This is a genomic window from Paenibacillus kobensis NBRC 15729 (genome assembly GCF_004000825.1).
Taxonomy (GTDB): domain Bacteria; phylum Bacillota; class Bacilli; order Paenibacillales; family Paenibacillaceae; genus Paenibacillus_T; species Paenibacillus_T kobensis.
The window spans coordinates 1-22,382 of record NZ_BILZ01000005.1 but is presented as its reverse complement, the minus strand read 5'-3'; the positions used below and the strand labels follow the sequence as shown (position 1 = coordinate 22,382).

At 47.6% G+C, this 22,382-nt stretch carries 22 protein-coding genes; 18 read left to right on the top strand and 4 right to left on the bottom strand.

Annotated features, from left to right (window positions below; translation table 11 throughout):
- Positions 1–7: 7 nt before the first annotated feature.
- Both PKO01S_RS05055 and PKO01S_RS05050 read right to left on the bottom strand, forming a co-directional pair.
- Positions 8–1,036 carry a M23 family metallopeptidase gene (locus tag PKO01S_RS05055; RefSeq protein WP_127530225.1) on the bottom strand — a complete coding sequence of 343 codons (1,029 nt, stop codon included), beginning with the start codon at positions 1,034–1,036 and terminating at the stop codon, positions 8–10.
- Positions 1,033–2,292, bottom strand: a complete 1,260-nt coding sequence (locus PKO01S_RS05050; RefSeq protein ID WP_127530224.1) for a hypothetical protein — start codon at positions 2,290–2,292, stop codon at positions 1,033–1,035. Before PKO01S_RS05050 ends, PKO01S_RS05055 begins: the two co-directional genes overlap by 4 nt.
- 320 nt (positions 2,293–2,612) lie before the next feature.
- Here PKO01S_RS05050 and PKO01S_RS05045 point away from each other — a divergent pair, with 320 nt between their 5' ends.
- The 12 genes from PKO01S_RS05045 to PKO01S_RS04990 all read left to right on the top strand — a co-directional run bounded on the left by PKO01S_RS05045 (position 2,613) and on the right by PKO01S_RS04990 (position 13,141).
- Positions 2,613–3,071, top strand: a complete 459-nt coding sequence (locus PKO01S_RS05045; RefSeq protein WP_127530223.1) for a CBS domain-containing protein — start codon at positions 2,613–2,615, stop codon at positions 3,069–3,071.
- A 209-nt stretch (positions 3,072–3,280) separates the two neighbouring features.
- The gene (locus tag PKO01S_RS05040; RefSeq protein ID WP_174818547.1) at positions 3,281–4,471 is read left to right on the top strand and encodes an endo-1,4-beta-xylanase; all 1,191 of its coding nucleotides are present in this window, start codon (positions 3,281–3,283) and stop codon (positions 4,469–4,471) included.
- Positions 4,472–4,514: 43 nt separating this feature from the next.
- On the top strand, positions 4,515–5,036 hold the full coding sequence (locus PKO01S_RS05035; RefSeq protein ID WP_127530222.1) for a shikimate kinase: 522 nt from the start codon (positions 4,515–4,517) through the stop codon (positions 5,034–5,036).
- Positions 5,037–5,275: 239 nt separating this feature from the next.
- Positions 5,276–5,545 carry an endo-1,4-beta-xylanase gene (locus PKO01S_RS05030; protein WP_127530221.1) on the top strand — a complete coding sequence of 90 codons (270 nt, stop codon included), beginning with the start codon at positions 5,276–5,278 and terminating at the stop codon, positions 5,543–5,545.
- A 175-nt stretch (positions 5,546–5,720) separates the two neighbouring features.
- A complete protein-coding gene (locus PKO01S_RS05025; RefSeq protein ID WP_127530220.1) occupies positions 5,721–6,791 on the top strand; it encodes a hypothetical protein in 1,071 nt (356 codons plus the stop codon).
- A gap of 38 nt (positions 6,792–6,829) precedes the next feature.
- Positions 6,830–7,942, top strand: a complete 1,113-nt coding sequence (locus PKO01S_RS05020) for a hypothetical protein (protein WP_127530219.1) — start codon at positions 6,830–6,832, stop codon at positions 7,940–7,942.
- A complete protein-coding gene (locus PKO01S_RS05015) occupies positions 7,935–9,188 on the top strand; it encodes an ANL family adenylate-forming protein (RefSeq protein WP_127530218.1) in 1,254 nt (417 codons plus the stop codon). Before PKO01S_RS05020 ends, PKO01S_RS05015 begins: the two co-directional genes overlap by 8 nt.
- Positions 9,185–9,907, top strand: a complete 723-nt coding sequence (locus PKO01S_RS05010) for an SDR family NAD(P)-dependent oxidoreductase (protein WP_127530217.1) — start codon at positions 9,185–9,187, stop codon at positions 9,905–9,907. The genes PKO01S_RS05015 and PKO01S_RS05010 overlap by 4 nt, the downstream gene beginning before the upstream one ends.
- A gap of 34 nt (positions 9,908–9,941) precedes the next feature.
- On the top strand, positions 9,942–10,946 hold the full coding sequence (locus PKO01S_RS05005; RefSeq protein WP_127530216.1) for an NAD-dependent epimerase/dehydratase family protein: 1,005 nt from the start codon (positions 9,942–9,944) through the stop codon (positions 10,944–10,946).
- A gap of 19 nt (positions 10,947–10,965) precedes the next feature.
- Complete coding sequence (locus PKO01S_RS05000) at positions 10,966–11,946, top strand: glycosyltransferase family 2 protein (protein ID WP_127530215.1); 981 nt, start codon at positions 10,966–10,968, stop codon at positions 11,944–11,946.
- A 35-nt stretch (positions 11,947–11,981) separates the two neighbouring features.
- Complete coding sequence (locus PKO01S_RS04995) at positions 11,982–12,230, top strand: phosphopantetheine-binding protein (RefSeq protein WP_246070440.1); 249 nt, start codon at positions 11,982–11,984, stop codon at positions 12,228–12,230.
- Positions 12,230–13,141: a phytanoyl-CoA dioxygenase family protein gene (locus PKO01S_RS04990; protein WP_246070445.1), complete on the top strand. Its 912-nt coding sequence runs from the start codon at positions 12,230–12,232 to the stop codon at positions 13,139–13,141. Before PKO01S_RS04995 ends, PKO01S_RS04990 begins: the two co-directional genes overlap by 1 nt.
- Positions 13,142–13,178: 37 nt before the next feature.
- Here the strand turns inward: PKO01S_RS04990 and PKO01S_RS04985 are convergent, their stop codons facing one another.
- Positions 13,179–14,075 carry an AraC family transcriptional regulator gene (locus PKO01S_RS04985; protein ID WP_127530213.1) on the bottom strand — a complete coding sequence of 299 codons (897 nt, stop codon included), beginning with the start codon at positions 14,073–14,075 and terminating at the stop codon, positions 13,179–13,181.
- A gap of 129 nt (positions 14,076–14,204) precedes the next feature.
- Here PKO01S_RS04985 and PKO01S_RS04980 point away from each other — a divergent pair, with 129 nt between their 5' ends.
- The 4 genes from PKO01S_RS04980 (at position 14,205) to PKO01S_RS04965 (ending at position 19,056) form a co-directional block, all read left to right on the top strand.
- On the top strand, positions 14,205–15,713 hold the full coding sequence (locus tag PKO01S_RS04980) for a tagaturonate reductase (RefSeq protein WP_127530212.1): 1,509 nt from the start codon (positions 14,205–14,207) through the stop codon (positions 15,711–15,713).
- On the top strand, positions 15,697–17,214 hold the full coding sequence (locus PKO01S_RS04975) for a UxaA family hydrolase (protein ID WP_127530211.1): 1,518 nt from the start codon (positions 15,697–15,699) through the stop codon (positions 17,212–17,214). Before PKO01S_RS04980 ends, PKO01S_RS04975 begins: the two co-directional genes overlap by 17 nt.
- Positions 17,211–18,230 (top strand): zinc-binding alcohol dehydrogenase family protein, encoded by a 1,020-nt coding sequence (locus PKO01S_RS04970; protein ID WP_127530210.1) that lies wholly within the window; start codon positions 17,211–17,213, stop codon positions 18,228–18,230. Before PKO01S_RS04975 ends, PKO01S_RS04970 begins: the two co-directional genes overlap by 4 nt.
- A 142-nt stretch (positions 18,231–18,372) precedes the next feature.
- The gene (locus PKO01S_RS04965; RefSeq protein WP_127530209.1) at positions 18,373–19,056 is read left to right on the top strand and encodes a DUF2238 domain-containing protein; all 684 of its coding nucleotides are present in this window, start codon (positions 18,373–18,375) and stop codon (positions 19,054–19,056) included.
- A 76-nt stretch (positions 19,057–19,132) separates the two neighbouring features.
- On the opposite strand, the gene PKO01S_RS04960 is transcribed toward PKO01S_RS04965, so the two are convergent.
- Positions 19,133–20,020 carry a helix-turn-helix transcriptional regulator gene (locus PKO01S_RS04960; protein ID WP_127530208.1) on the bottom strand — a complete coding sequence of 296 codons (888 nt, stop codon included), beginning with the start codon at positions 20,018–20,020 and terminating at the stop codon, positions 19,133–19,135.
- 124 nt (positions 20,021–20,144) lie between these two features.
- On the opposite strand from PKO01S_RS04960, the gene PKO01S_RS04955 reads away from it, so the two are divergent.
- Both PKO01S_RS04955 and PKO01S_RS04950 read left to right on the top strand, forming a co-directional pair.
- Entirely contained in the window at positions 20,145–21,032 is an 888-nt protein-coding gene (locus tag PKO01S_RS04955) for a sugar phosphate isomerase/epimerase family protein (RefSeq protein WP_127530207.1), read from the top strand.
- Positions 21,033–21,066: 34 nt separating this feature from the next.
- Positions 21,067–22,116 carry a Gfo/Idh/MocA family protein gene (locus PKO01S_RS04950; protein ID WP_127530206.1) on the top strand — a complete coding sequence of 350 codons (1,050 nt, stop codon included), beginning with the start codon at positions 21,067–21,069 and terminating at the stop codon, positions 22,114–22,116.
- The last annotated feature ends 266 nt before the right edge of the window (positions 22,117–22,382 follow it).

Genomic DNA, 22,382 nt, shown 5'->3' with positions numbered 1-22,382 from the left:
GATCTCCTTATTTTATCGTGTGCGTCCTGTATTCAATTGTTATTTTTTCTTTCTGGAATATTGCAGGTGTGTCGGGTGCGTGTTCGTACTTCTGCGGCCAGAGCGAATGCCGGTACACAATGACTTTGTTTTTCTCTTTATATCCAGGCTTGTACCTGTATCCCACAACATAGAATTGCACGTTCATCCCTTTGGCAATCGAGACATTTACTCCATTCTCTTTGTACTTAATCGATCCAAAGTCGAACGTGTACCTGTTATTGGATGTAAAAGTCATAGCACCTTTCGTCCACCCTAATTTTCCTGGAACTTGATACCATATATCGACGTTATTCAGCTTGTCCCGGCTCGAGACACAGTTGTTGCAGGAATAGCCAGTGATGCTGAACGTGTTGCCGGTAGTGGATGGATTAGTGAAATAATCGAGATCGTTTCCGTAATTCCACTTCGCTTGCCAAATATAGAAGTTGTAAAGCTTGATGGATTTTACTCTCTTCTCATCCACTCGATGCATATGCAGGTGAGGAGGGTAACCTTTTTTATCATCGGTCGGCCATGGATCTTTGTGGATCGTACCAATAGGATCGCTAACCGTGATGCTGTCGCCTTTCTTCAAGGAAGAATCGGGTGTGATATGTAGATAGGAGATGTAGTATATTTTACCTTTGACGTTGTACTTTACGGTGACATACCCTAACTGAATATCGACTTGGCTCTTGGATGCGATATCGTAGACGGTCCCCCCGCCCATAATGGAATATACCGTCTGACCCAAAGACATTCCGAAGTCCGTACCCCAGTGAGGCCTCGTACCGGTCGTCCTGACCTGTTGGCCCTTACTCGTTACCCCGAGTGTCCAATCCGATGCTCCATTCACCCTTCGAGGCGATTCAGCCTTTGCAAATTCTTCCGTACTATACTCCTCTTCGAATTTTACGGTATCGCTATACCCGCCTGAATGATTCGCATAGGCTGGATAGGGTACACAGAAGATAGCTAGACTTAGGAGGAGGAGGATCGTTCTTAATCTTTTCATGGTGCGATCACCTCGGATATCGTGTTTGTAGAAAGGACATACGTTTTGCGTTCATCGATTGCGGCCATGTACGTTCTTACATAAAGATCGCCATGATCCCAGTAAAGCCCATCGAAGCTTTCGTTCGGATCGATAGAATCAAAAACAGCACGCTGCTCGGTTTGAAAATCGATAACTTCGACGGACATTGCACTTGCAGAGGCTACTGGATAATATGCTACTGCAAATTGGCCTGAATCGTTCGCGGATACAGTGCTGATTCGGCTGCTCGCATCAAACGGGAACACCTTCGTTGCAAAAGTCGACAAATCGGTAATCGTTAATTCCGTACGCGATTTGGCGATTAACCACGGGGATTTATAATCATATTTGTTTGTTTCATCTAAAGGCTCGACCGTTCGCGTCTGTCGCGTAACAACATTGAGCGCCACGATAGCATCGTCTGTCCTGATCAGGATCTCGTTGTTCCCCGACCATCCCATAATGTTTGCGTTATCTTTGAAGAGCATGCTTTCGTCTCCGGATTGCATGTCCTTCACCCATAACTGTCCGTTCGAGTCTCCGTCCCGGTAAATATTGCGGTTGGTGTAATAGACGGCGTAGTGTCCCGACGGGTCAACCGTCAGGTTGCTTCCCCAAGTAAAAGCTACGTCTTCAAGCACGACTTGTTCGAGTGCGTGTTTATCGTATCCGGCTACATTGTCAAGCAGCAATTCCGAATAGGTCGAGGACGCAGGATCTATCAGGTAGATATCTTTGTCTTGATAAATCATAACGTTGTCATTTCCGGGCAAGTTTTCAAGAACTCCGGCCGAGGGCTCCACCAGCCATTTTGCTTTCCCGTTGTCCGTGATCAAATACAGTTCGAGTTCGAAACCGCTCGGAAGCACAATGGACTTGGTTGCCTTCAGTTCTTCGGCTTGTGCAGACGCATTCCCGCGTTTTACTTTTTTAAGCTTGACGTGCTTTGTCTGCTTGCCAGTCTCTGGATCGACGGACTCCGTGACGGCTTTCCACTCCTGGTTGGATGGCAGTTGAAGAAGGACGCCGTTAACGGGAACAACTTCGGCATTGACCTCTTCCGCCTTTTCCTTCATATTCACTTTCTTCGTTTCATTCTTATCATTCTTTTCTTTCTTTTCTTTCACTTCTTGAGCAGAGTTTGACTGCGTTGCAATACGGTCGCTCGGACGAGCACCGCAAGCGGTGAGTACAGTGACACAAATGAAAACGGTTGCAAAAACGTTCAATTTCAATTTTTACGCCTCCCTATAGATTCATTTCTGCAGTGAAATATGTCTAGCGTCCTATAGGCATCCTCCTTCAATGGTAGGATTAATATGGTAACACCGATCGATTGTATCAATAAAATAAACAAAAATATAGCATATTTTAAATGATTATGTTGAATAACTATTATTTAGAGATAAGAGGAGGTATTGGTGGTGGAATGTCGTGAATGGAGACATTTTGTGGTTACTATGATTGCGCCCTGTTAAATATATCACAGCACCTTTCGCTTCATATCGATTATAATAATGTTGTAGGAAGCACGGCTTGAGAGGAGCGCGATATCATGAAAGCCATGGATATTATGAATCGCCAAGTCTATAAGGTCAAGGAGAACGACACCGTCCGTTCCGTCATCGAGAAGTTTATCGACCACAGCATTAGCGGGCTTCCGATTGTGAACGATCGCAACGAAATAGTAGGCTATATTAGCGACGGCGACATTATGAGATTCATCGGCAAGAAGAGCGACAGAGTCGTCGGCAATTTTTATTACATTGCAGTAGTGAGAGATCCAGAATTAATGGAAGACAAGGTGCAACAAATTTTGGATCTGAACGTGCTCGTCATCGCGAAACGCAAAGTGATTACGGCGAATTGGGACGAAGACATCGATTTAGTCGCTGCAACGCTTGGCAAGAAACAAATTAAGAAGCTGCCGATTGTACGCAATGGCGTGTTAGTGGGCATCATAAGCCGCGGCGACGTCATCCGGCATGTGTTCCGGTCCGTGACAAATGACTAGAAGAATAAGTAAACGGGCGTTTTTTGCAAGCGCTTTCCAAAAGGTGAACGATTAACTCGGGCTAGCTTCATATCATAGTCCCGAGTTTTCTTGTTTTGCTTCCCGTTTTGTGAGGGAATAACAACGTGTGTAATAACCTCTTTTCATTTTAGAAGAGTTAAATTAAGATAATAGAGAAGTTTGTCAAAATATTCATCAAAGACAAAGACATGGAAAAGGTGGTTGTCACAATCCGGACGACGAATAAGAAATGGCTGTATTTCATGGCAAGTACAATCATTATAATCGCAATAATCGCAGTCTATTGGTATAACCAATCGGATGCAGACGATGAACAAGCGGACGGACAAGCGATAGCGACCGATATTCCATCGCTTGCGAAGACATATTTGGATTATTTCCCAATTGGCGCAGCTATTGAGCCGGATCAGACGACGGGACCTGCGGCCGAATTATTGAAGAAGCAAGTGAATATGCTCGTCGCGGAGAACGTCATGAAGCCAGATGCGATCGAACCGCAAGAAGGCGTGTTCAACTGGGAGAACGCCGACAAGATCATCGCGTTCGCGGAAGCGAACGGCATGCAAGTGCGCTTCCATACACTCGTTTGGCACAATCAGGTTGGTGCGTGGTTCTTCCGGGACCTGGACGGCAATCCGATGAAGAACGAGACGGATCCGGCAAAACGCGAGGCGAACAAGCAACTGCTGCTGAAGCGTCTGGATACGCATGTGCGCACGATAGTCGGACACTACAAGGATGTTATTAAATCGTGGGACGTCGTGAACGAAGTGATTGAACCGTCCGATCCGGACGGCATGCGGGCAAGCGAATGGTATCAGATTACGGGTACCGATTACATCGAGACGGCTTTCCGCGCGGCACGCGAAGCAGGCGGGCCCGATATTAAACTGTATATTAATGATTACAGTACCGATGATCCGAAGAAGCGCGATCTGTTGTATAACCTCGTAAAGTCGATGTTGGATAAGGGAGTGCCGATCGACGGCGTAGGCCACCAGACGCATATTAGCGTGCATGGACCATCTGTTGGCTCGATTATCGACTCCATGAAGAAGTTCAGCGGGCTTGGCTTAGACAATCTTGTTACAGAGCTGGATATGAGCTTGTACAACTGGGATGACCATTCCGATTACGGACAGTCCATTCCAGAGAGCATCCTGAAGCTGCAAGCCGACCGGTACCGGGAGTTGTTCGAAGCGTTCAAGGCGAATAAGGAGATCATTAGCGGCGTCCTATTCTGGGGGATATCGGATGAACATACATGGCTGAGCAGCTTCCCGGTACGGCGTACGGAAGCACCGCTGCTGTTCGACAAGTCGTTCCGCGCTAAGCCTGCATTCTGGGCGGTCGTCGACCCGACTAAGCTGGAGCCATAAAGATGGAATACCGGATGAGAAGCTTGCGAAAGGTGAAGCCATAATGGAACGTAAGGAAAGCAGAAACATCGTATTTATCGGCATGTCGACGTGCGGGAAGAGCACCATTGGAGCGTTGATTGCAAAGGAGCAGGTTATGGCTTTTGTCGATACCGATCTCCTTATCGAGGAGCGGTACGGCAAACCATTGGGGCAATTGCTTCAGGAGAGCGGAACCGATAAGTTTCTAGAGCAAGAGTCGGATGTGCTCTGCTCACTGGCGTATTCGAATGCTTGCATCTCGACGGGCGGAAGCGCGGTCTACTCGGAGCAAGCCATGACGCATTTGAAGCGGACGGCAGATGTGATCTACCTGAATCTCTCTTTTTCCGGCATTCAGCAACGGTTAGCGGCGATCGATATCAAGAGCCGGGGCATCGTGGCATCCGGAGGGAAATCGATGCTGGATGTTTATAATGAAAGAAAGCCGCTATACGAACGGTATGCGGATTATACAATCGAGGCGGACGATAAATCGATCGATGAGCTGGCAGCGGAGATCGTCGATTTATTGAACAGCCGATAAATCAAGTCCTCCTGTGGTCATGATAGGTGGTTGTAAGAAGGCTAGTACCTTATAAGTAATTGCGAGCTGGTCTCGACGTTGCGAAACGTGGCTGTCCCAAAAACATGCAAGTTCTCTGGAGAACTAGCTCAATGCATGAGGATGAGTTCCAAAAAGTTGAAAATGGTTGAGCAGAGTGCTATTTCTGCTCAACCATTTTGTTTTTTATGACTCTTTGCTGCTGAAGCGTCTGGATACGCATGTGCACGATAGTCGGACACTACAAGGATGTTATTAAATCGTGGGACGTCGTGAACGAAGTGATTGAACCGTCCGACCCGGACGGTATGCGGGCAAGCGAATGGTATCAGATTACGGGTACTGATTACATCAAGACGGCTTTCCGCGCGGCACGCGAAGCAGGCGGGCCCGATATTAAACTGTATATAAATGATTATAGTACCGATGATCCGAAGAAGCGCGATCTGTTGTATAACTGCATTATGCGGCCTTGGTTTTCCTATTCATAGGGACTGAGGCCGTTTTTGTATTTTCGGCTTTTGTTGTGACGTTAAAAGATAACAATTTTAACCGCTCTTTTAGAAAGGTTGAGTGCTACTATATATATTGAAAATGAGAAGACTGCAGGTGCTGGTTGAATCCATAATAGTTGAATGTTCCAAAATACCGGAGAGGAAGAATAATATGGGAACCGATATTGGAGTAATTAATAATAACACGAAAGTGAGGCTGCCAATAGCAGAACCGATTATTGATGGTTATAAGCATCATTCTCTTCCCCTATCCATTCTATCTGCATATCCGCATTTGAAGCCGGTAATTTATACGGATTATATACAACTCTACACAATTTACGATGTCCTATCCAACCCGAACTGCGATCGCCATTGGCTGGACTTTTGCATACATAATTACATTACAGAAATGAACCCGAACCCTTTTTTTAATACGGAAATTTTCGATTTAAGAAATATTGAAAGCATTTCTGACTTTATTGAGTCTTCGCTACGGAATAACTATTACATCTATATTTTTTACAATGGGTACTATCGTGAAACGACAACAAATTATAAGAAGCAACATGTCCCCAACAATATGTTGATCTATGGGCTGGATAATGAAGAAGATTGTTACGACGTTTATGACATTAACTATATGAATTCGACAAAACTGGAGATGATGAAGGCCGATAAGCAAGCACTCATTGAATCGATCGTCAGATTAACTGAAATAAAAATGGAGTGGCTGTATCGAGTAGCTATTCTAAAACCGATCGCAAATCTTGATCATCAAGTCCTAGACGTGGGGAAGGTTCATCAAGGTTTGAATGACTACCTTTACTCTAAAAATACGTTCGAGCGTTTTGCGCGTATGTCTTCTTCAGCTGTGATGAGTGTGCAAAAGAATGCGAGATTTGGTTTAGAAGTTTATGATGTTGTCGATGAGTATGTCCAAAGATCATCCATTCGAAATAACGTTTCTATGCTTCCGTTTCTCATTCTATGGGAACATAAGAAGGTGTTGAAAAATCTGTTTGTTGAATTGTTTGCCCTTGAGAAGGTAAGTGATAGCAGCGGTTTACAGACACAAATCGAAAACATAGAGAAAGAGAGTCAGGCTTTGCGTAATCTGATTTTGAAATATAGCGCAACGGGTAACCGAACCATACTTCACAACCTCAGGACCAACTTGGAAAAGATGAAATTGAAAGAAGCAGAGTTCATTGAAGGGTTTATGAATTCGTTGTTGATATAACGTCTAGTCATACTACTAGATAAAAGGAAGGGAATCTATTGTTACGGAATAAAGGAAATCGGATCATCCCATACAACGATTTGTGGTTGGATTGTATTAAAAACAATTTAATTTCGATGTTAATTGCATTCGATGATTCTTATAAAGACATCATTTTGCATGCTGGCGTTAAATATCACTATAAACTTCAAATTCAACAATTTAACTACGTTGGCGAAGAGGATAAGTTTTACGATGAAGGTTTTTTTACTCCAAAAGTGATGTTTTCGCTAGATTTATTAGACCAGCTTGTCGAGAAAAAAAGTTTTACATTCCGAAACAATGATTCGAACCATGTAGATGGTTTTCTGAAAGCGTCATTAGATGAAGGGTATTTCATATTTTTGCGGGTAGATCGTTTCTTTTATCCCAAAGGCAGAGAAGCAGGCAAATATCATATGGAACATCCCGTGTTCATATATGGGTATGATGACACGCAGAAATGTTACCAAACAATTGAAGATTGTATGATCCCCGGTACGATGGACTATTTTCCGCTTCCTGTCTCCGCCGTACAGACTTCATGTCGGTCTTTCATCGAGAGCGGGAAGGAAATCGAAGTCATTCTGTGTAAGCCCAACGATCGTTCAAAGGGCAGATTGAACAAGGTTACGCCACTGTATGAAGCAATCAAAATGTGCAAAGAGTCCCTTGCCGAAGGCGAATACGGCACAGAGTTTAATTTGCTTTACTATACAGGTTTGAAAGGTCTGAGCATCTTTGCAACTGAGTTCGTTGAGTTGTTTGCTCGTATGGTAGAACCAAGCTTATTTAAGATGAGAGTAATGCAATTTGAACAGCTGCACCAACGGAATATTAACTTAGTCCAATATTTAGCACGGCATGATTATATTGAAACAACAAATGCCAATGCTTTGTGCCGCCAATATCATGATCTTCGTGAAAAATGGGGATTTTTCAAAAGAAAAAGCTTTGAATTTATTGCTAGGAGAAAATTAAGAAATAGCAGCTTGCTGGAAAATAGAAGGGATTTACAAATGTTGGCTGATCACCTTTTCGTTATCGTCCAGCAAGAAGAAGATGCCGTAAACAGTCTTCAGTCCATTTGCGAATTATTTGTACAGAACAAGGACCGGTTCGAACATGGATAAGCTATTCTTAAGCGAAAATGGACGCGAATATTCGTATGGGGAGCTGATTTCGGACCTTAATCGGATTGAGGATGGGAAGTACTTTGTCTATTATAATGACCATTCAGTCTATTCCATATTGATTCATATGATACACTGTTTCATTCATGGTTACTCCGTAGAAATATTGGATAGTGATCTATCCGAGACGGAATTGCAGCATATGGGTATTGATCCAGCCTTGCTGTGGAAGCGGGTAGAGTTAAGAAATAGGAGAAAGATCCGCAATATCAATGAGGGAATCGAATCAATTATAGCCAATGGCAATAGTCACATTACCTTATACACTTCAGGAACAACGGGCAGGCCCAAAAAAGTACGTCATTCTTTGAGCGCGCTTCTTAGGAATGTAAGGATTTCAGACAAGCACTCGAACGATATTTGGGTGTTTGCCTATAATCCCACCCATATTGCAGGTATCCTTGTCCTCCTCCAGGCTGTCATGAATCAGAATTCGATCGTTTACACTTTCGGTGAGCCCCACAAACAATTGGAATATGCGCTCAAACGATATGAGATAACGCATATATCCGCCTCCCCTACGTACTATCGCAATGCAATCACATCATTAAATGGAAGTTACCCGCATGTTGTAAGCACCGCATTTGGCGGCGAAAAATACGATAAGCAACTGGAACAGCTCCTTAAAGGGATTTTTCCGAATGCCAGGATTTTAAATATTTATGCGTCTACCGAAACAGGAAGTCTGTTTACGGGGAGCGGAGAATGGTTCGAATTGAATCCGAGTATGAGATCGTTAGTCAAAATAAGCGCAAAAGGAGAAGTCCTCATCCATTACTCGATATTGGGAACCTTGGAGAATGTGCCTGACACCACCCAATCGGAATGGTATGCCACAGGGGATATTGTAGATTTGGGAGCTGATAATAAATTTCGATTCGTATCGAGGATATCGGGGCTTATAAACGTTGGCGGTTACAAAGCGAACCCTGAAGAAATAGAAGGTGTTCTATTGAATGTGCCGGGCGTGATAGACGTTGCGGTTAAAGGACAAGCCTCCTCGGTAACAGGCAACATTATTGTTGCTGACGTAATGAAGAAGCCGGGACTTGATGAAGTTGTTTTGAGGAGGTGCATAAAGGAGTATGCCAAAGAACAACTTCAACACTGGAAAGTTCCTCTGATCATTCATTTTGTGGAGCAGTTGCCCCATTCCCGCTCCGGAAAGAAAAGGAGAGATTCATGACAATCATTGTAACTGGGCATTCACGAGGTCTTGGCAAGGAGATTACCCAAAAAATATTAACGGAAACGAGTCATTCCGTCATTGGGATATCCCGATCCGAACCGGAGTCAGTAAAAGATAATCAAATAGAATTCGGATCAAGGTTTGTTCACTTATCTTACGACCTTACTGATATTGAGGGAATCAAACCTCTGTTTCTGGATTCACTTAAGCAACTGGGTCCGATTACAGGTTTAGTTAACAATTCGGCCATTGCATATGATGATTTGGTTACAAATATGAATGCTCAGCGGTTGGAACAACTTTTTCAAATCAATGTTCTAGCGCCTATGCATCTAACAAAATATGTGATTAGAGATATGATTTTTCATAAATCCAAAGGATCGATTGTGTTTGTTTCTTCCGTTAGCGCTCATACAGCCTACAAAGGATTATGCATGTATGCATCGACTAAAGGAGCGCTAGAAGCATTCTCAAGAGGCGTGGCAAGGGAATGGGGAAAGATGGGGATTCGATCCAATTGTGTCGTTCCCGGATTTATGGAAACCTCCATGAGCGACTCGCTCTCTGATGAGCAAAAAGACCGCATTTATAGAAGAACATCTCTGCGAAGCGAGACGAATGTGGAGTGTGTGGCGGATACGGTTTTATTCTTGCTCTCCCACAAGTCGCAATCCATTACAGGGACAAGCATACATGTCGACAGCGGCACAATCTAATTCGTTGATGTTCAAGTGAGGAGTGTCATGCTATATGAAAATACTGATTACAGGGGCTGCCGGCTTTCTGGGCAGTCATCTTGCAGACCGGATGCTGGCTTTGGGTCACGAAGTTATCGGGGTGGATAACATGCTGGGCGGTGAAAGAGTCAATGTTCATCCTGATGTTCAATTTTATGATGTGGATTGTTCTAATCTGCACATGATGAACAAGCTCATGGAAGGCTGCGAAGTTGTTTTTCACGCCGCATGTACGGCACATGACGGTTTCTCTGTCTTCTCCCCCTATGTCATTACCCAGAACACCTTTCAGATTACAATGAGTGTATTAAGCGCGGCGATCCGGAATAAGGTAAAGCGGTTCGTCTATTGTTCGAGCATGTCGAGGTACGGTGAACAGAACAGGCTTCCATTCACAGAAGAGATGACTTGTAATCCGAGAGTTCCATACGCAGTCGCTAAAGTAGCGTCAGAACAAATTGTTCAGCAATTGTGCGAGTTAAACGGAGTTGAATACGTTATTATCGTCCCTCACAATATCATCGGACCTAGGCAAAAATATAACGATCCATACCGCAATGTGGCAGCGATTATGATCAATAGAATTTTACAGAATAAGCAACCTATCATTTACGGAGACGGAAATCAAAAAAGATGCTTTTCCTTTATTGACGACGTCATTTACTGCTTGGAGAAAGTGCTGACACAAAACGACGTCAACAAAGAAATCATCAATATCGGACCGGATGAAGAGTTCGTTACAATCAACGAACTTGCCAGTACGATAGCTAACTGTATGAACTTTAATCTTGACCCCATTTATGTACCGCACCGGCCGTTAGAAGTGCGTTATGCAACTTGTTCTGCAGATAAAGCTCGGAAGCTGCTGAACTACACAACCAAAGTTACGTTGGAAGACGGCATTCAGCAAATGGTGGACTTTATCGCACAGCGAGGACCCAAACCGTTTGAATATAATCTAGAGATCGAGATCAACAACGAAAAGACGCCAAAAACATGGTCTAACGAACTAATCTAAAAAAGGGGGGGTCCAACACATGGAAAAATGGATGAGCGTTATTACGAGTACATTTAATAAGAGCCGTTATTTGGATCTGTTACTTGCTGGTTTTACTTTGCAAGACGATTCATACTTTGAGATCGTGATCGTGGATGACGGGAGTACGGATAATACCGAAGAGATCGTAAGCAAATATACGGATCAACTTAATATCCAGTATATCTATCAAGCCAATACAGGAGTTCCAGGAGCAAGGAATAAGGCACTGGAATCCGCTAATGGACAATACATTGTCATTATAGACGATGACCGCATTCCGTCGCCTTCGTTTATCTCGGAGCACAAAAAAGCGCTCTCCCAGGATAGACCTATAGTGAGCATTGGAGCGCAGTATCGGCTTCTTACGGCTTACTCTAATCAGATACCGCTTCCGTTCGAGGACTGGATGCGTTTATTTGACAAGTATCCCGAGCTAACGGAAACAACGGGTGAGATTCAGTTTGTTACGGCTGCGGATATCATACATAATTTTGACGGCGTAGTCGATAAATTCACTCTTGGCTTATACGATCCAGGTCAGTTAATGAGATTGGTTCAGCAGTATGGAGATCAACTAGATCATTATCACTTCGGGTGGTCAAAGTCTTACGGCGGTAATATGGCATTCGACCGCTCAAAACTAACCTCTCCATTAGCCTATGACCCTGGTTTTACAGGATATGCAGTAGAAGATGTGGATATTTCGTACCAGTTATATTTGCAAAATTACAAATTCGTGTATACCAAAACGGCATGCAACTATCATCAAGAACATCCGAGAAATGAGAGGGAAAGGCAATTTCAATTCCGGAATATCAAGCATTTATTGAATAAATACAATAATTTGGATATGCATCTGCATGAGCTGGAGATACATGGGGAGGCTGATTTCCAATGTGTTAATTTTGTAATGGACTTGCTTGTTAAGGACCCTTCTATTGTTGAAAAAATGAAAGAGTTTGCGGCGAGAAAAAGATGATATCCAGCAAATAAAGTTGTGGAGGGACGAGGCTGATGTCCAGCATCATTCAGGAATTGCTACTTATTATGAATGAGATGCTGACGGTGGAGAATGAAGAAGCGCTTTCTTCTATTCATGCATCTCAGAAATTGAAGGACGATCTGCTGCTAGATTCTTTTCGCCTAGCGGAATTAACAGTGCGGATTGAACATAAGTTCGGCATTGATATTTTTGAAGACGGATATGTCGTTACCATTCAAGATGTGATTGATAAATTGGCATCGGGGAGAAGTCGAACTTGATGAATCGTTTATTATCAAAAGAACAGCTTGATCTGTTCATCGAGAAGGGATATGTCCATATTAGGGAGGCATTCTCACGAGAGGACGCACTTGATGCTCAGTCTTACTTATGGGGAAAATTAGAGAAAAAGATAGGTCTCTCCCGAACCGATCGTTCTACCTGGAAAGAAGACATCGTTATTCTAAAAGAGTTTTACCGGAACGAATCGTTCGATCGGTGCAACACCAGACGGTTTGCCGATGCGATCGATGATCTTGTTGGAGCAGACCGGGTGAGGCAGCGTTCTGTATACGGAGAAACCGATGATTTTCCAGGTTGGGGATGGTGGCCTGTGAATTTCTCGGTTGGTAACAACTCATCTTGGACTGTTCCTCGAGACGGCTGGCATTGGGACGGACTAAACTTCCGTTATTATATCGATACCCCGGAGCAGGGTTTGGTTTGTCTCTGTTTATTTTCCGATATAGGACTGCGAGGAGGCAGTACGCTTCTTGTAGAAGGTTCTCATCAACTGGTTGCGAAATATCTTGCTCTTCATCCGGGGGGAGTAGAGATATCGGAGGGGATACGAAACTTTCTTCTGCAGCATGCGTACTTTGCGGAGTTGACCGGATTAGCGGATGACAATAGAAACGCGGAGGAACGAATTGATTATTACATGAATACCATTCATAAGATTGAAGACACGCAATTACGGGTTGTGGAATCGCCAGGGAACGCGGGAGACGTTATCTTATTGCACCCCTTCCTGATTCATGCAGCCTCTCCCAACCATAGTGGAATACCCCGCTTTATGTGCAACCGCACTTCTGCGCTTAAGAGTAATTTGAAGCTGGACAGGATAAATCTTCATGAGGAGTCGCCGCTTGAACGGAGCATTAGGATAGCCTTAAACACTGATGGCAGATAACAACAAAAAAGCACCCTTCAAAGGTGCTTTTTTGTTGTTATCTGCCAATGTCCTCCCCTGCTGCACGCGCTGTCTCCTTCCCCGCCTTCCGGTATGCTCCAGGCGTAAAGTCTGTCAGCGCCTTGAACAAGCGATGAAAATGGGGGATACTCTCGAACCCGCATCGTTCGGCTACGTCAGGAATGCTCAAGTCGGATTCGAGCAACAGCTCCTTGGCACGAATGATCCGTTTCGTGTTGACGTAATTCGTTACGTTCATGCCGGTCAGTTGCTTGAATACACGGGAGAAATGCGCCGCCGATACGGACGCTTGCCCGGCAAGCTCGGATAAGCCGTACCGCCGTTCGGGGCGGACGCCAATTTCCTGCAGAACGTTGCGCATCCATGGCGGCCCGAGCCGGTTCGAATGCGGCACATTAAGCTGCTGCGACAGATAGCGGCTTAGCTGCAGCAGCAACCGCCGCAGCTCCAGCCGAATGGCGGCACGGTAGCCGGGAGTGCGCTGGTCCAATTCCTCGTGAAGCAGATCGAACGCGGAAGCCGTGAGCCGGCGGTACGAGTCTGGCAGAACGAGCTTATAGTTCGCACTGCTGCGCGCAATATCAAAGCATTGCAAGACGGAATATTCGTCATCGTAACGATCCGAAGCCGCAATGGCGGGGGCGAAGAAGACAGCCGTCGAGATGATCGGATTATGCTCGTCAGGGTTGGCGCGGTGGATCGTATTGCCCGGAATAATAAACAGATCGCCCGGACTTTTCTCATATAACGTATGGTCGATGAAGAAGGTGCCGGAACCTTCGTACACATAGACAAGCTCATATACATCATGCAAATGCTCGGGCAGCTCGTTATGCGGGTATTTGACATCCCTGTATTTCATATTGAAAGGGAACAACGGGTCCCCGAAGAACGGCTTGCGGTAAGGTACCATGTAGTGCTCCTCCTCGCGAAGTCATATTCTACCCTACGATATCAAAATCGAGTATCTTTTTGCAATAATAGATCATTTCTTTGTCGATTTTGCTTCATTACAATAAGGGCAGAGAGGAGCGTTTAACGGATGGAGCAATTAAAACGTTCGAAGCTGCAAGGCGATGAATTGGCCCAGTTCGAGCTGACAGCGAATGCGCCAGTTACGGTGCTTCAAATCGGCGAAGGCAATTTTTTGCGCGGCTTTGCCGATTGGATGATCCATGCATGCCGCGTTCAAGGCTTGTTCGGAGGCAGTGTCGCGGTAACGCAGCCGCGTCCGTCAGGCAAAGCGAAGATCGAGAAGCTGGCTGAGCAGGACGGACTGTATACCCTCATTATGCAAGGCTTGGTCAATGGCGAGCCGTACAAACGGCACGAGAAGATACAATGCATCTCGCAAGTGTTCGATCCGTATACGGAGTGGTCCAAGCTCGGAGAGCTTGCTGTCAGTCCGTCTTTGACATTCGTCATCTCCAATACGACGGAGGCCGGACTGGTCTATACGCCAGAGCCGCTGACCGGAGGGCCGATCTTGTCTTTCCCGGGCAAAATGGCATTTCTGCTGCACGAGCGGTACCAAGCGTTCGGAGGCGATCCCGGCAAAGGGCTGATCATACTGCCTTGCGAGCTGTTGGAGCGGAACGGGGATGCGCTGCGAGAGGCTGTGCTTCGCTATGCAGCCGACTGGCGTTATTCCGAATCGTTCTGCGAATGGGTGCGCAGAAGCAACCGGTTTCTTAATTCGCTCGTGGACCGAATTGTAACCGGTTACCCGGATGCTGCGGCAGCAGAAGCTTATTTCACAGAGTGGGGGTATCGGGATGAGCTTCTATGTACGGCGGAGCCTTATCATCTGTGGGCGATCGAGGCCGAGCCGGAGATGGAGGCAGTCCTTCCGCTGCGTCAAGCGGGATTGAACGTTCATTGGACTGACGATCTGCGGCCGTTCCAGCAGCGTAAGGTCCGATTGTTGAACGGTGCGCATACGTGGATGGCGCCTATCGGTTTGCTGAATGGTGTAGAGCATGTCGGAGATCTGCTTCGGCATCCGGCGCTAGGCGAGATGGTGAAGAAGCTTATTATCGATGATATCGTACCGATTCTTCCCTATGATACACAACAACTCATGATGTACGCAGGCGACGTGTTCGACCGGTTCGGCAATCCTCATATTCGGCACCGACTGGCAGACATTGCGATGAACAGCATAAGCAAATTCAAAGTCCGTCTGCTCCCTACGATCAAAGACTACTTGGCTGCAGGAGGCGATGTGCCACTGCGTTTATCCCTTGGCATGGCGGGGTTGCTTCGTTATTACCGGATTCATCGCGAGGAAGAGAGCGGAATATGGGTTGGACAAACGATAGACGGCAAGTCCTATTCGGTCAGAGACGACGAGGCCATGCTGAATAGATTCTCCCGGCATTGGGAGACCGCACAGCATAACCGGCTATCCGCCGAACTAACGGTAAGGCTAATGCTTCAAGATGAGCAGCTGTGGGGAGAAGATCTGACGGTTTATGAAGGATTCGTCAAGTTAACAGCCGATCAGTTGGAATGGCTCGAAAGGGGCGGGGCGAATGGAAGGCTGGGTTAGATTGTCGGAGCGGGACCAGGTCGTCATAACGCTGCGGCCTTATGCGGCGGGCGAAACGATACAGCTGGACAACAACGTTGTAATGACGGTTCGAGAACAAGTGCCGAAAGGCCACAAAATCGTGACGTCGCCCGTCGCCGCAGGGCAAGACGTATACAAGTTCGGCTATTCGATCGGCAAAGCGGTGAAGGAGCTGCAGCCTGGCGATTGGGTGCATACGCACAATTTGCGCACCGGTCTAGGCGATATATTGGATTACCGTTACGAACCGGAGGAGCAAGTTGGATTTGGACAAGAAGCGCAAGCGGGTTCCGTCAACTATCATCCTAACCGGCAATTCAATGGTTACGTTCGTGCAAATGGCGAGGTCGGCATCCGTAACGAAGTATGGATCATTAATACGGTTGGCTGCATCAATAAGACATGCGAAATATTAGCGAGACGCGCAGATGAACAATTCCGGGGCCGGGTGGACGGTGTGTTTCATTTCGCTCATCCGTTCGGCTGCTCGCAGCTTGGCGATGATTTGGCCCATACGCAGAAGCTGCTCGCTTCGCTCGTTCATCATCCGAATGCAGGGGCGGTACTCGTCGTCGGACTCGGCTGCGAGAATAACGGAATCGATTCGTTTAAGAAAGCGATTGGTAATTACGACCCGGAGCGGGTGAAATTTCTGAAATCGCAGGAAGAAGAGGATGAATTAGAAGCAGGCATGGAGCTGTTGGAACAACTCGTCGATTATGCGTCGGCCTTCGGCAGAGAGCCGGTGCCGGTCTCGAAGCTGAAGCTGGGGCTGAAGTGCGGCGGATCGGACGGATTGTCCGGCATTACGGCGAATCCGCTCGTCGGGGCGGTGTCGGACCGGCTAATCGATGCTGGAGGGACGGCCATTCTGACTGAGGTGCCCGAGATGTTCGGCGCAGAGACGATACTGATGAACCGGGCGGCTGATGAGCAGGTATTCAGCAACATTGTGTCGCTCATCAACGAGTTTAAACACTATTACATCAGACACGGCCAAGTCATCTACGACAACCCGTCTCCGGGCAACAAAGAGGGCGGCATCACGACATTGGAAGAGAAATCGCTTGGCTGCACGCAAAAGGGCGGGCACGCGACCGTAAATGATGTTGTGAAGTACGGCGATCGGGTTGCGAAGAACGGATTAAATTTGCTGGAGGCGCCGGGCAACGATCTTGTGTCGGTGACGGCGCTCGCGGCGGCAGGCGCGCATATCGTCTTGTTTACTACAGGGCGCGGAACACCGTTCGGAGGACCGGTTCCGACGGTGAAAATATCGACGAACACAGAGCTTGCGGTGCGCAAAAAGAATTGGATCGATTACAACGCGGGTCAACTGCTGGAGGACAAGTCGATGACAGAGATGACAGACGAGCTGTGGAACGATCTGATCTCGCTTGCTTCCGGCGAACGCCGCACGCATAACGAACGGAACGGATTCCGCGAAATCGCGATTTTTAAGGACGGTGTTATTTTATGAGAGGCATTCAGCTTAGCGGCATCAACGAGTGGCAGCTCCGCGATGATCTGCCGGAACCTGTTCCAGGAGCGGATGAAGCGGTCGTTCGGATTCGAAGAGTCGGCATATGCGGTACGGACATGCATGCTTACCGCGGCAATCAGCCGTTCTTCACCTATCCGAGAATAATCGGACATGAGCTGTCGGGTATTGTGGAACAGGCTGGATCGGCTGTCCGTCATGGCATTCAAACCGGTGATCCGGTTGCCGTCATCCCCTATCTCCACTGCGGGGAGTGCGTGGCCTGCCGCAGCGGGAAGACGAACTGTTGCGTCTCGATGCGGGTGCTCGGCGTTCATGCCGACGGCGGGCTATGCGAGAGGATTGTGGTACCGGCCACACATTTAATCAAAACGGATGGTTTGTCGTTCGACCAAGCCGCCATGTTGGAGCCGCTTGCGATCGGAGCGCATGCCGTCCGCCGTTCCCGGGTCATGCGCGGAGAAACGGTGCTTGTCATCGGCGCTGGACCAATCGGGCTTGGCGTAATGGCATCCGCTAAGGCTGCGGGAGCGAATGTGATTGCGATGGACGTGAACGAGGAACGTCTAGCGTTCTGTCAGACATGGGCGCGGGCGGATCATACCGTACATGCTTTCCATGATCCTCATGGGCATATTAAACAAATTACGGGCGGCGATTATCCGACGGTCGTATTCGATGCGACGGGCAATGCCCAATCGATGGAGATCTCGTTTGATTATCCTGCAAGCGGCGGTACGCTTGTATTCGTTGGATTGGTCAAAAGCCGTATTTCGTTCGACGATGCGGAGTTTCACCGCCGGGAGCTAACGGTGATGGGAAGCCGGAACGCGACGCGGGAAGATTTCGACCGGGTCAAAGAAGCGATGCTCGCAGGTATCATCGATGTCGGTCCTTATATTACGCATCGTGCGAGCTTGGACACGATGACCGGTGAGTTCGACCGTTGGCTGGATCCGGCGGCGAAAGTGATTAAAGCAATAGTAGAGTTATAGGAGCAACTGTTCGCTCCGTTCACCCGTTGAACATCCCTTATACCTTGCAACAGAATGTTTCTTAGTTCTCATGCCGGATAGTTCCCAGTCATGTCGGCAACCCTAACCCTAATCATGGAAATAGTGAAAAGAGGTTGCCGCATTGAACCGAACTTCTAGCAAGGCAGCAGAGATGAACGGATGGTCTCAGCGTCTTCGCAGCCACCTTATCCCGTTTAAACGCAACAAACTGCTGAAGGCGACAATCGTCGCATTTGCAATCTGGTGGGTAATTATGGCCATCCATCCGCACGAGTGGAAAGTATGGGCGATCGAAAATTTTCTTCTTATCGCATTCGTAGTCCTGCTCGTATGTTTCTACCGCGTATTCCCGCTTAGCAATCTGTCTTACATGCTCATTGCTTTATTTCTTGCGATGCATGCGTATGGCGGACATTATTCGTACCAGGATACGCCGGTTGACGAATGGCTCAAGCATACGTTCCATATCAAAAGAGGGTTTTACGACCGAATCGTTCATTTCTTCTTCGGGCTGCTAATTGCATTCCCGGTTCGGGAATGGGTTATGTACGGGCTGAAGTTGAATCGTACGAGGCAATATATCGTCACGTTCAGCTTTATCGTCGCCGCGAGCGGGCTGTTCGAGCTGCTGGAGATGTGGGCTGCCTATCTGTTCAATAAGAAGCTGGCGGCTAAATATATCGGGATGCAAGATGATATTTTCGATTCGCAGAAAGATATGACGATGTCGCTGATCGGCGTGCTGATTGCGATTGGGTTGTTTTATTGGATAAGTCATGTCCAGAACAAAAAGCCATCGGCGTAAAACATGAACAAGACTGCTCTCTCATGGAGCAGTCTTGTTTGCAATTTGTATATGGCAGGATGCAGGATCATAGCCGTCAGTTTTTTCGGAATTGGGAAGGCGTAACCCCTTTGTACTGCTTGAACAGCTTCGTGAAGTAGTTCGGATTATCGCAGCCGATCGCGCTGGCGATCTCCGTGATCGACAGCTTGTCTTCCAGCAGCAGACGCTCCGCTTCATTAATTTTGCATACATTCACATATTCGATGTAAGTCCGTCCGGTAAGCTTCTTGAACATTTTGCAAAAATGGTACGGGTTCAGGTTCATATGCTTAGCGGCATCCGTTACGGTCAGCTTGTCTGCAAAATTGGATTCGATGAGGGAGATCAACGCTTTGAACCGGTCCCGATTGTATATATACCGGCGGCTTGCTCCGTCTGGCAGTTGTTGCGGGAGGAACGTTCTTGCAAGCTGAACGAGCAGCATATGGAGCTGAGACTTAATGATAAGCTGATAGGCCGGTTTCTTCTCTTGAAATTCCAAGCTTGCTTGTTCCAGAAGCGAGTAATGGTTCACGCATTCTGGATTGAGCATGGCCGGCTTCACAGGGAAGTGAATCGTGCCTTCCAGATACGGGAGCACGAAGCTTGCATGAATGGCATCATGGGACCAATCTTGAAATAACGAGCTGTTGAACACGATGGACAAAAATGCGGTGTCGCCAACGCATGTGCTGTATCCGACATGCAGGCCGCCGGCCGGAACGATTAGTACGTCGCCCGGCGACGCCTCGTATGGCTGGCTATCGATGTGGAAGACGGCGCTGCCCTTCTGCATGACGATGATTTCGAAGTGTTCATGCCAATGCAGATACAGGATGTTCTGGTCTTGTTTCGCGCCGCGGCATTCGTTGTAGAAGAACTGGAAAGGATGATTTCTCTCCGCTAGATAAGTCGCTTCATGCAATTCCTTCGGATAAGTCATTCGCAGTTCAACTCCCACAAGATAGTGCGATAAATGCCCAAGATTGGTGGAGAAAAAGATGGTTTTGCACGTTACAATGAACGTGTTCTCATCATATTACAACAATATAGGAGTGGTCCTCAAGATGGCACATCAGCTTCGAATCGGCACTTTAGTCGGCGGCGGCGATGCCGCGCGCGTCATTCCGCAAATTGCTCCTCACGGATTCGAATCGTTCAGTCTGACGTTCTGGCAGACGACTGGCACCACCGACTTGGTTGAAACAGCGAAGCGGGTTCGCGAGCTCGCGGACGAGCATGATTTCGTCATCTCGACACTTGGCATATTCGGCAATCCGCTGACGGGGGCGGGCGACAATGCGGATACGCTGGCGAGTTGGGAGCGTCTGATCGATCATGCGCATCTTTTTGGCACCGATATTGTATCCGGTTTCACAGGCAGACTGACTGGTCTGTGCATCGACGAATCTATCCCGAAGTATGCGGAAGTATTCGGCGAGTTGTCTCGGCGGGCGGCAGACCGGGGCGTACGGATTGCATTCGAGAACTGCGATATGGGCGGCACTTGGGAGTCCGGCGACTGGAATATTGCGCACAACCCGACTGCTTGGGAGAAAATGTTCAATGCGATTCCTTCGGACAATATCGGCTTGCAGTGGGAGCCTTGTCACCAGATGGTATCGCTCATCGATCCGATTCCGCAGCTGCGCAAGTGGGTGGACAAAGTGTTCCACGTTCATGGCAAGGACGCAACGATTGCATGGGATATTGTAAAAGAATACGGCATTCACGGTCCGAAGCCATTCGTCTGGCATCGTACGCCAGGATTCGGGGACAGCAACTGGGCCGATATTATTACGATTCTCCGCCAAGCAGGCTATCAAGGAACGATCGACATCGAAGGTTGGCACGATCCGGTATATTGCGGTGAATTGGAGATGACGGGTCAAGTCCATGCTTTAAACTATTTGAAGCAGTGCCGGGGCGGGAGTTTCGTTCCGAATCCGGTGTAAAAGATATTAGTTCGAGTGAGGGGGCAGCGTGCTCATGAGCGTTAATTATAAAGTTGTCGTCGCAGGATGCGGCGGCATGTCGAACGCGTGGATTGATTATGCCATGCAGCGGCCGGATACAGAGATTGCAGCTCTCGTCGATATCAAGCTGGAGTTCGCGGAGCGAATGCGGGAGAAGAAAGGGCTGTCTTGCCAGGTGTTCACCGATCTTGCGGAGGCAATTGAGCAGACCGGGGCTAACCTCGTATTCGACGTTACGATACCTGCAAGTCACTTCCAGATCAGCAGCACGGCAATGAAGCATGGATGCAGCGTATTCAGCGAGAAGCCGCTAGCCGAGACGATGGATGAGTGTAATGAAATCGTTCGAATCGCAGAGCGTACGGGCATGAGCCACGCAGTCATGCAGAACCGACGGTATGATGCCCGTATTCGCACTCTTCGCGAGCTTATCGCCTCGGGGACGATTGGGAAGGTTGGATTCGTCGGCGCCGATTTCTTTCTTGGACCGCATTTTGGCGGGTTCCGCGATGCGATGGCAAGCCCGTTGTTGCTTGATATGGCGATCCATACGTTCGATCAAGCACGGCTCATTACAGGTGCGGACCCGGTATCGGTCTATTGCCACGAGTTTAATCCAACGGGCTCGTGGTATGAGGGCAATGCGTTTGCGATTTGTATTTTCGAAATGTCCGACGGCTCTGTGTTCAACTATCGCGGCTCTTGGTGTTCGGAGGGTGCACCGACCTCTTGGGAGGCGCAATGGCGGATTACGGGCGAGACGGGTACGGCAATATGGGACGGACATAGCCTGCCATATGCGGAAGTCGTAGCACCTGGCGATCAGGAAGGAAAGTTTATTCGGGATTACGTACGCGTGGATCCGGAACAACGTGTGTCAGACGAATCGGCGTTGTCCGGTCACCCCGGCTGCCTAGCGGAAATGTTTCAGGCTTTGGGTGAAGGAAGGCTTGCCGAGACGGATTGCCGGGATAACTGGTACAGCATGGCGATGGTGTTCGCTGCGCTCGAAAGCGCGAAACGCGGAGAGAAAGTGATGATTGCGGAATTGATGCGGGACTAGCACATCATTTCGAGGTGGGGCCAGCTTTGAATTGTTGCTGAAGCAGACGAAATGAGCATTTCGTTGAAGGTCGAGATGCTTAGTTCGTCTGTTCGAACGTTAGGGCGTCATTGTTTTTCCATTTGCATATAGATGAAGGGATATATTTAAACCACTCATTTTCGATTTTTATTTCAAAAAGGTGTTGCACTATCATGAGTTCTCATGGTATATTCTAATTCCGGCCGAGAGAAACAACGCCGGCGAGAGAAAAGAAACGCAAAGTA

Bases quoted from the DNA above. Each gene is read 5' to 3' on its own strand.
- PKO01S_RS05055 (WP_127530225.1), bottom strand. From the start codon at position 1,036: ATGAAAAGATTAAGAACGATCCTCCTCCTCCTAAGTCTAGCTATCTTC.
- PKO01S_RS05045 (WP_127530223.1), top strand. From the start codon at position 2,613: ATGAAAGCCATGGATATTATGAATCGCCAAGTCTATAAGGTCAAGGAG.
- PKO01S_RS05040 (WP_174818547.1), top strand. From the start codon at position 3,281: ATGGAAAAGGTGGTTGTCACAATCCGGACGACGAATAAGAAATGGCTG.
- PKO01S_RS05035 (WP_127530222.1), top strand. From the start codon at position 4,515: ATGGAACGTAAGGAAAGCAGAAACATCGTATTTATCGGCATGTCGACG.
- PKO01S_RS05030 (WP_127530221.1), top strand. From the start codon at position 5,276: ATGTGCACGATAGTCGGACACTACAAGGATGTTATTAAATCGTGGGAC.
- PKO01S_RS05025 (WP_127530220.1), top strand. From the start codon at position 5,721: ATGGGAACCGATATTGGAGTAATTAATAATAACACGAAAGTGAGGCTG.
- PKO01S_RS05015 (WP_127530218.1), top strand. From the start codon at position 7,935: ATGGATAAGCTATTCTTAAGCGAAAATGGACGCGAATATTCGTATGGG.
- PKO01S_RS05010 (WP_127530217.1), top strand. From the start codon at position 9,185: ATGACAATCATTGTAACTGGGCATTCACGAGGTCTTGGCAAGGAGATT.
- PKO01S_RS05005 (WP_127530216.1), top strand. From the start codon at position 9,942: ATGAAAATACTGATTACAGGGGCTGCCGGCTTTCTGGGCAGTCATCTT.
- PKO01S_RS05000 (WP_127530215.1), top strand. From the start codon at position 10,966: ATGGAAAAATGGATGAGCGTTATTACGAGTACATTTAATAAGAGCCGT.
- PKO01S_RS04995 (WP_246070440.1), top strand. From the start codon at position 11,982: ATGTCCAGCATCATTCAGGAATTGCTACTTATTATGAATGAGATGCTG.
- PKO01S_RS04990 (WP_246070445.1), top strand. From the start codon at position 12,230: ATGAATCGTTTATTATCAAAAGAACAGCTTGATCTGTTCATCGAGAAG.
- PKO01S_RS04985 (WP_127530213.1), bottom strand. From the start codon at position 14,075: ATGGTACCTTACCGCAAGCCGTTCTTCGGGGACCCGTTGTTCCCTTTC.
- PKO01S_RS04980 (WP_127530212.1), top strand. From the start codon at position 14,205: ATGGAGCAATTAAAACGTTCGAAGCTGCAAGGCGATGAATTGGCCCAG.
- PKO01S_RS04975 (WP_127530211.1), top strand. From the start codon at position 15,697: ATGGAAGGCTGGGTTAGATTGTCGGAGCGGGACCAGGTCGTCATAACG.
- PKO01S_RS04970 (WP_127530210.1), top strand. From the start codon at position 17,211: ATGAGAGGCATTCAGCTTAGCGGCATCAACGAGTGGCAGCTCCGCGAT.
- PKO01S_RS04960 (WP_127530208.1), bottom strand. From the start codon at position 20,020: ATGACTTATCCGAAGGAATTGCATGAAGCGACTTATCTAGCGGAGAGA.
- PKO01S_RS04955 (WP_127530207.1), top strand. From the start codon at position 20,145: ATGGCACATCAGCTTCGAATCGGCACTTTAGTCGGCGGCGGCGATGCC.
- PKO01S_RS04950 (WP_127530206.1), top strand. From the start codon at position 21,067: ATGAGCGTTAATTATAAAGTTGTCGTCGCAGGATGCGGCGGCATGTCG.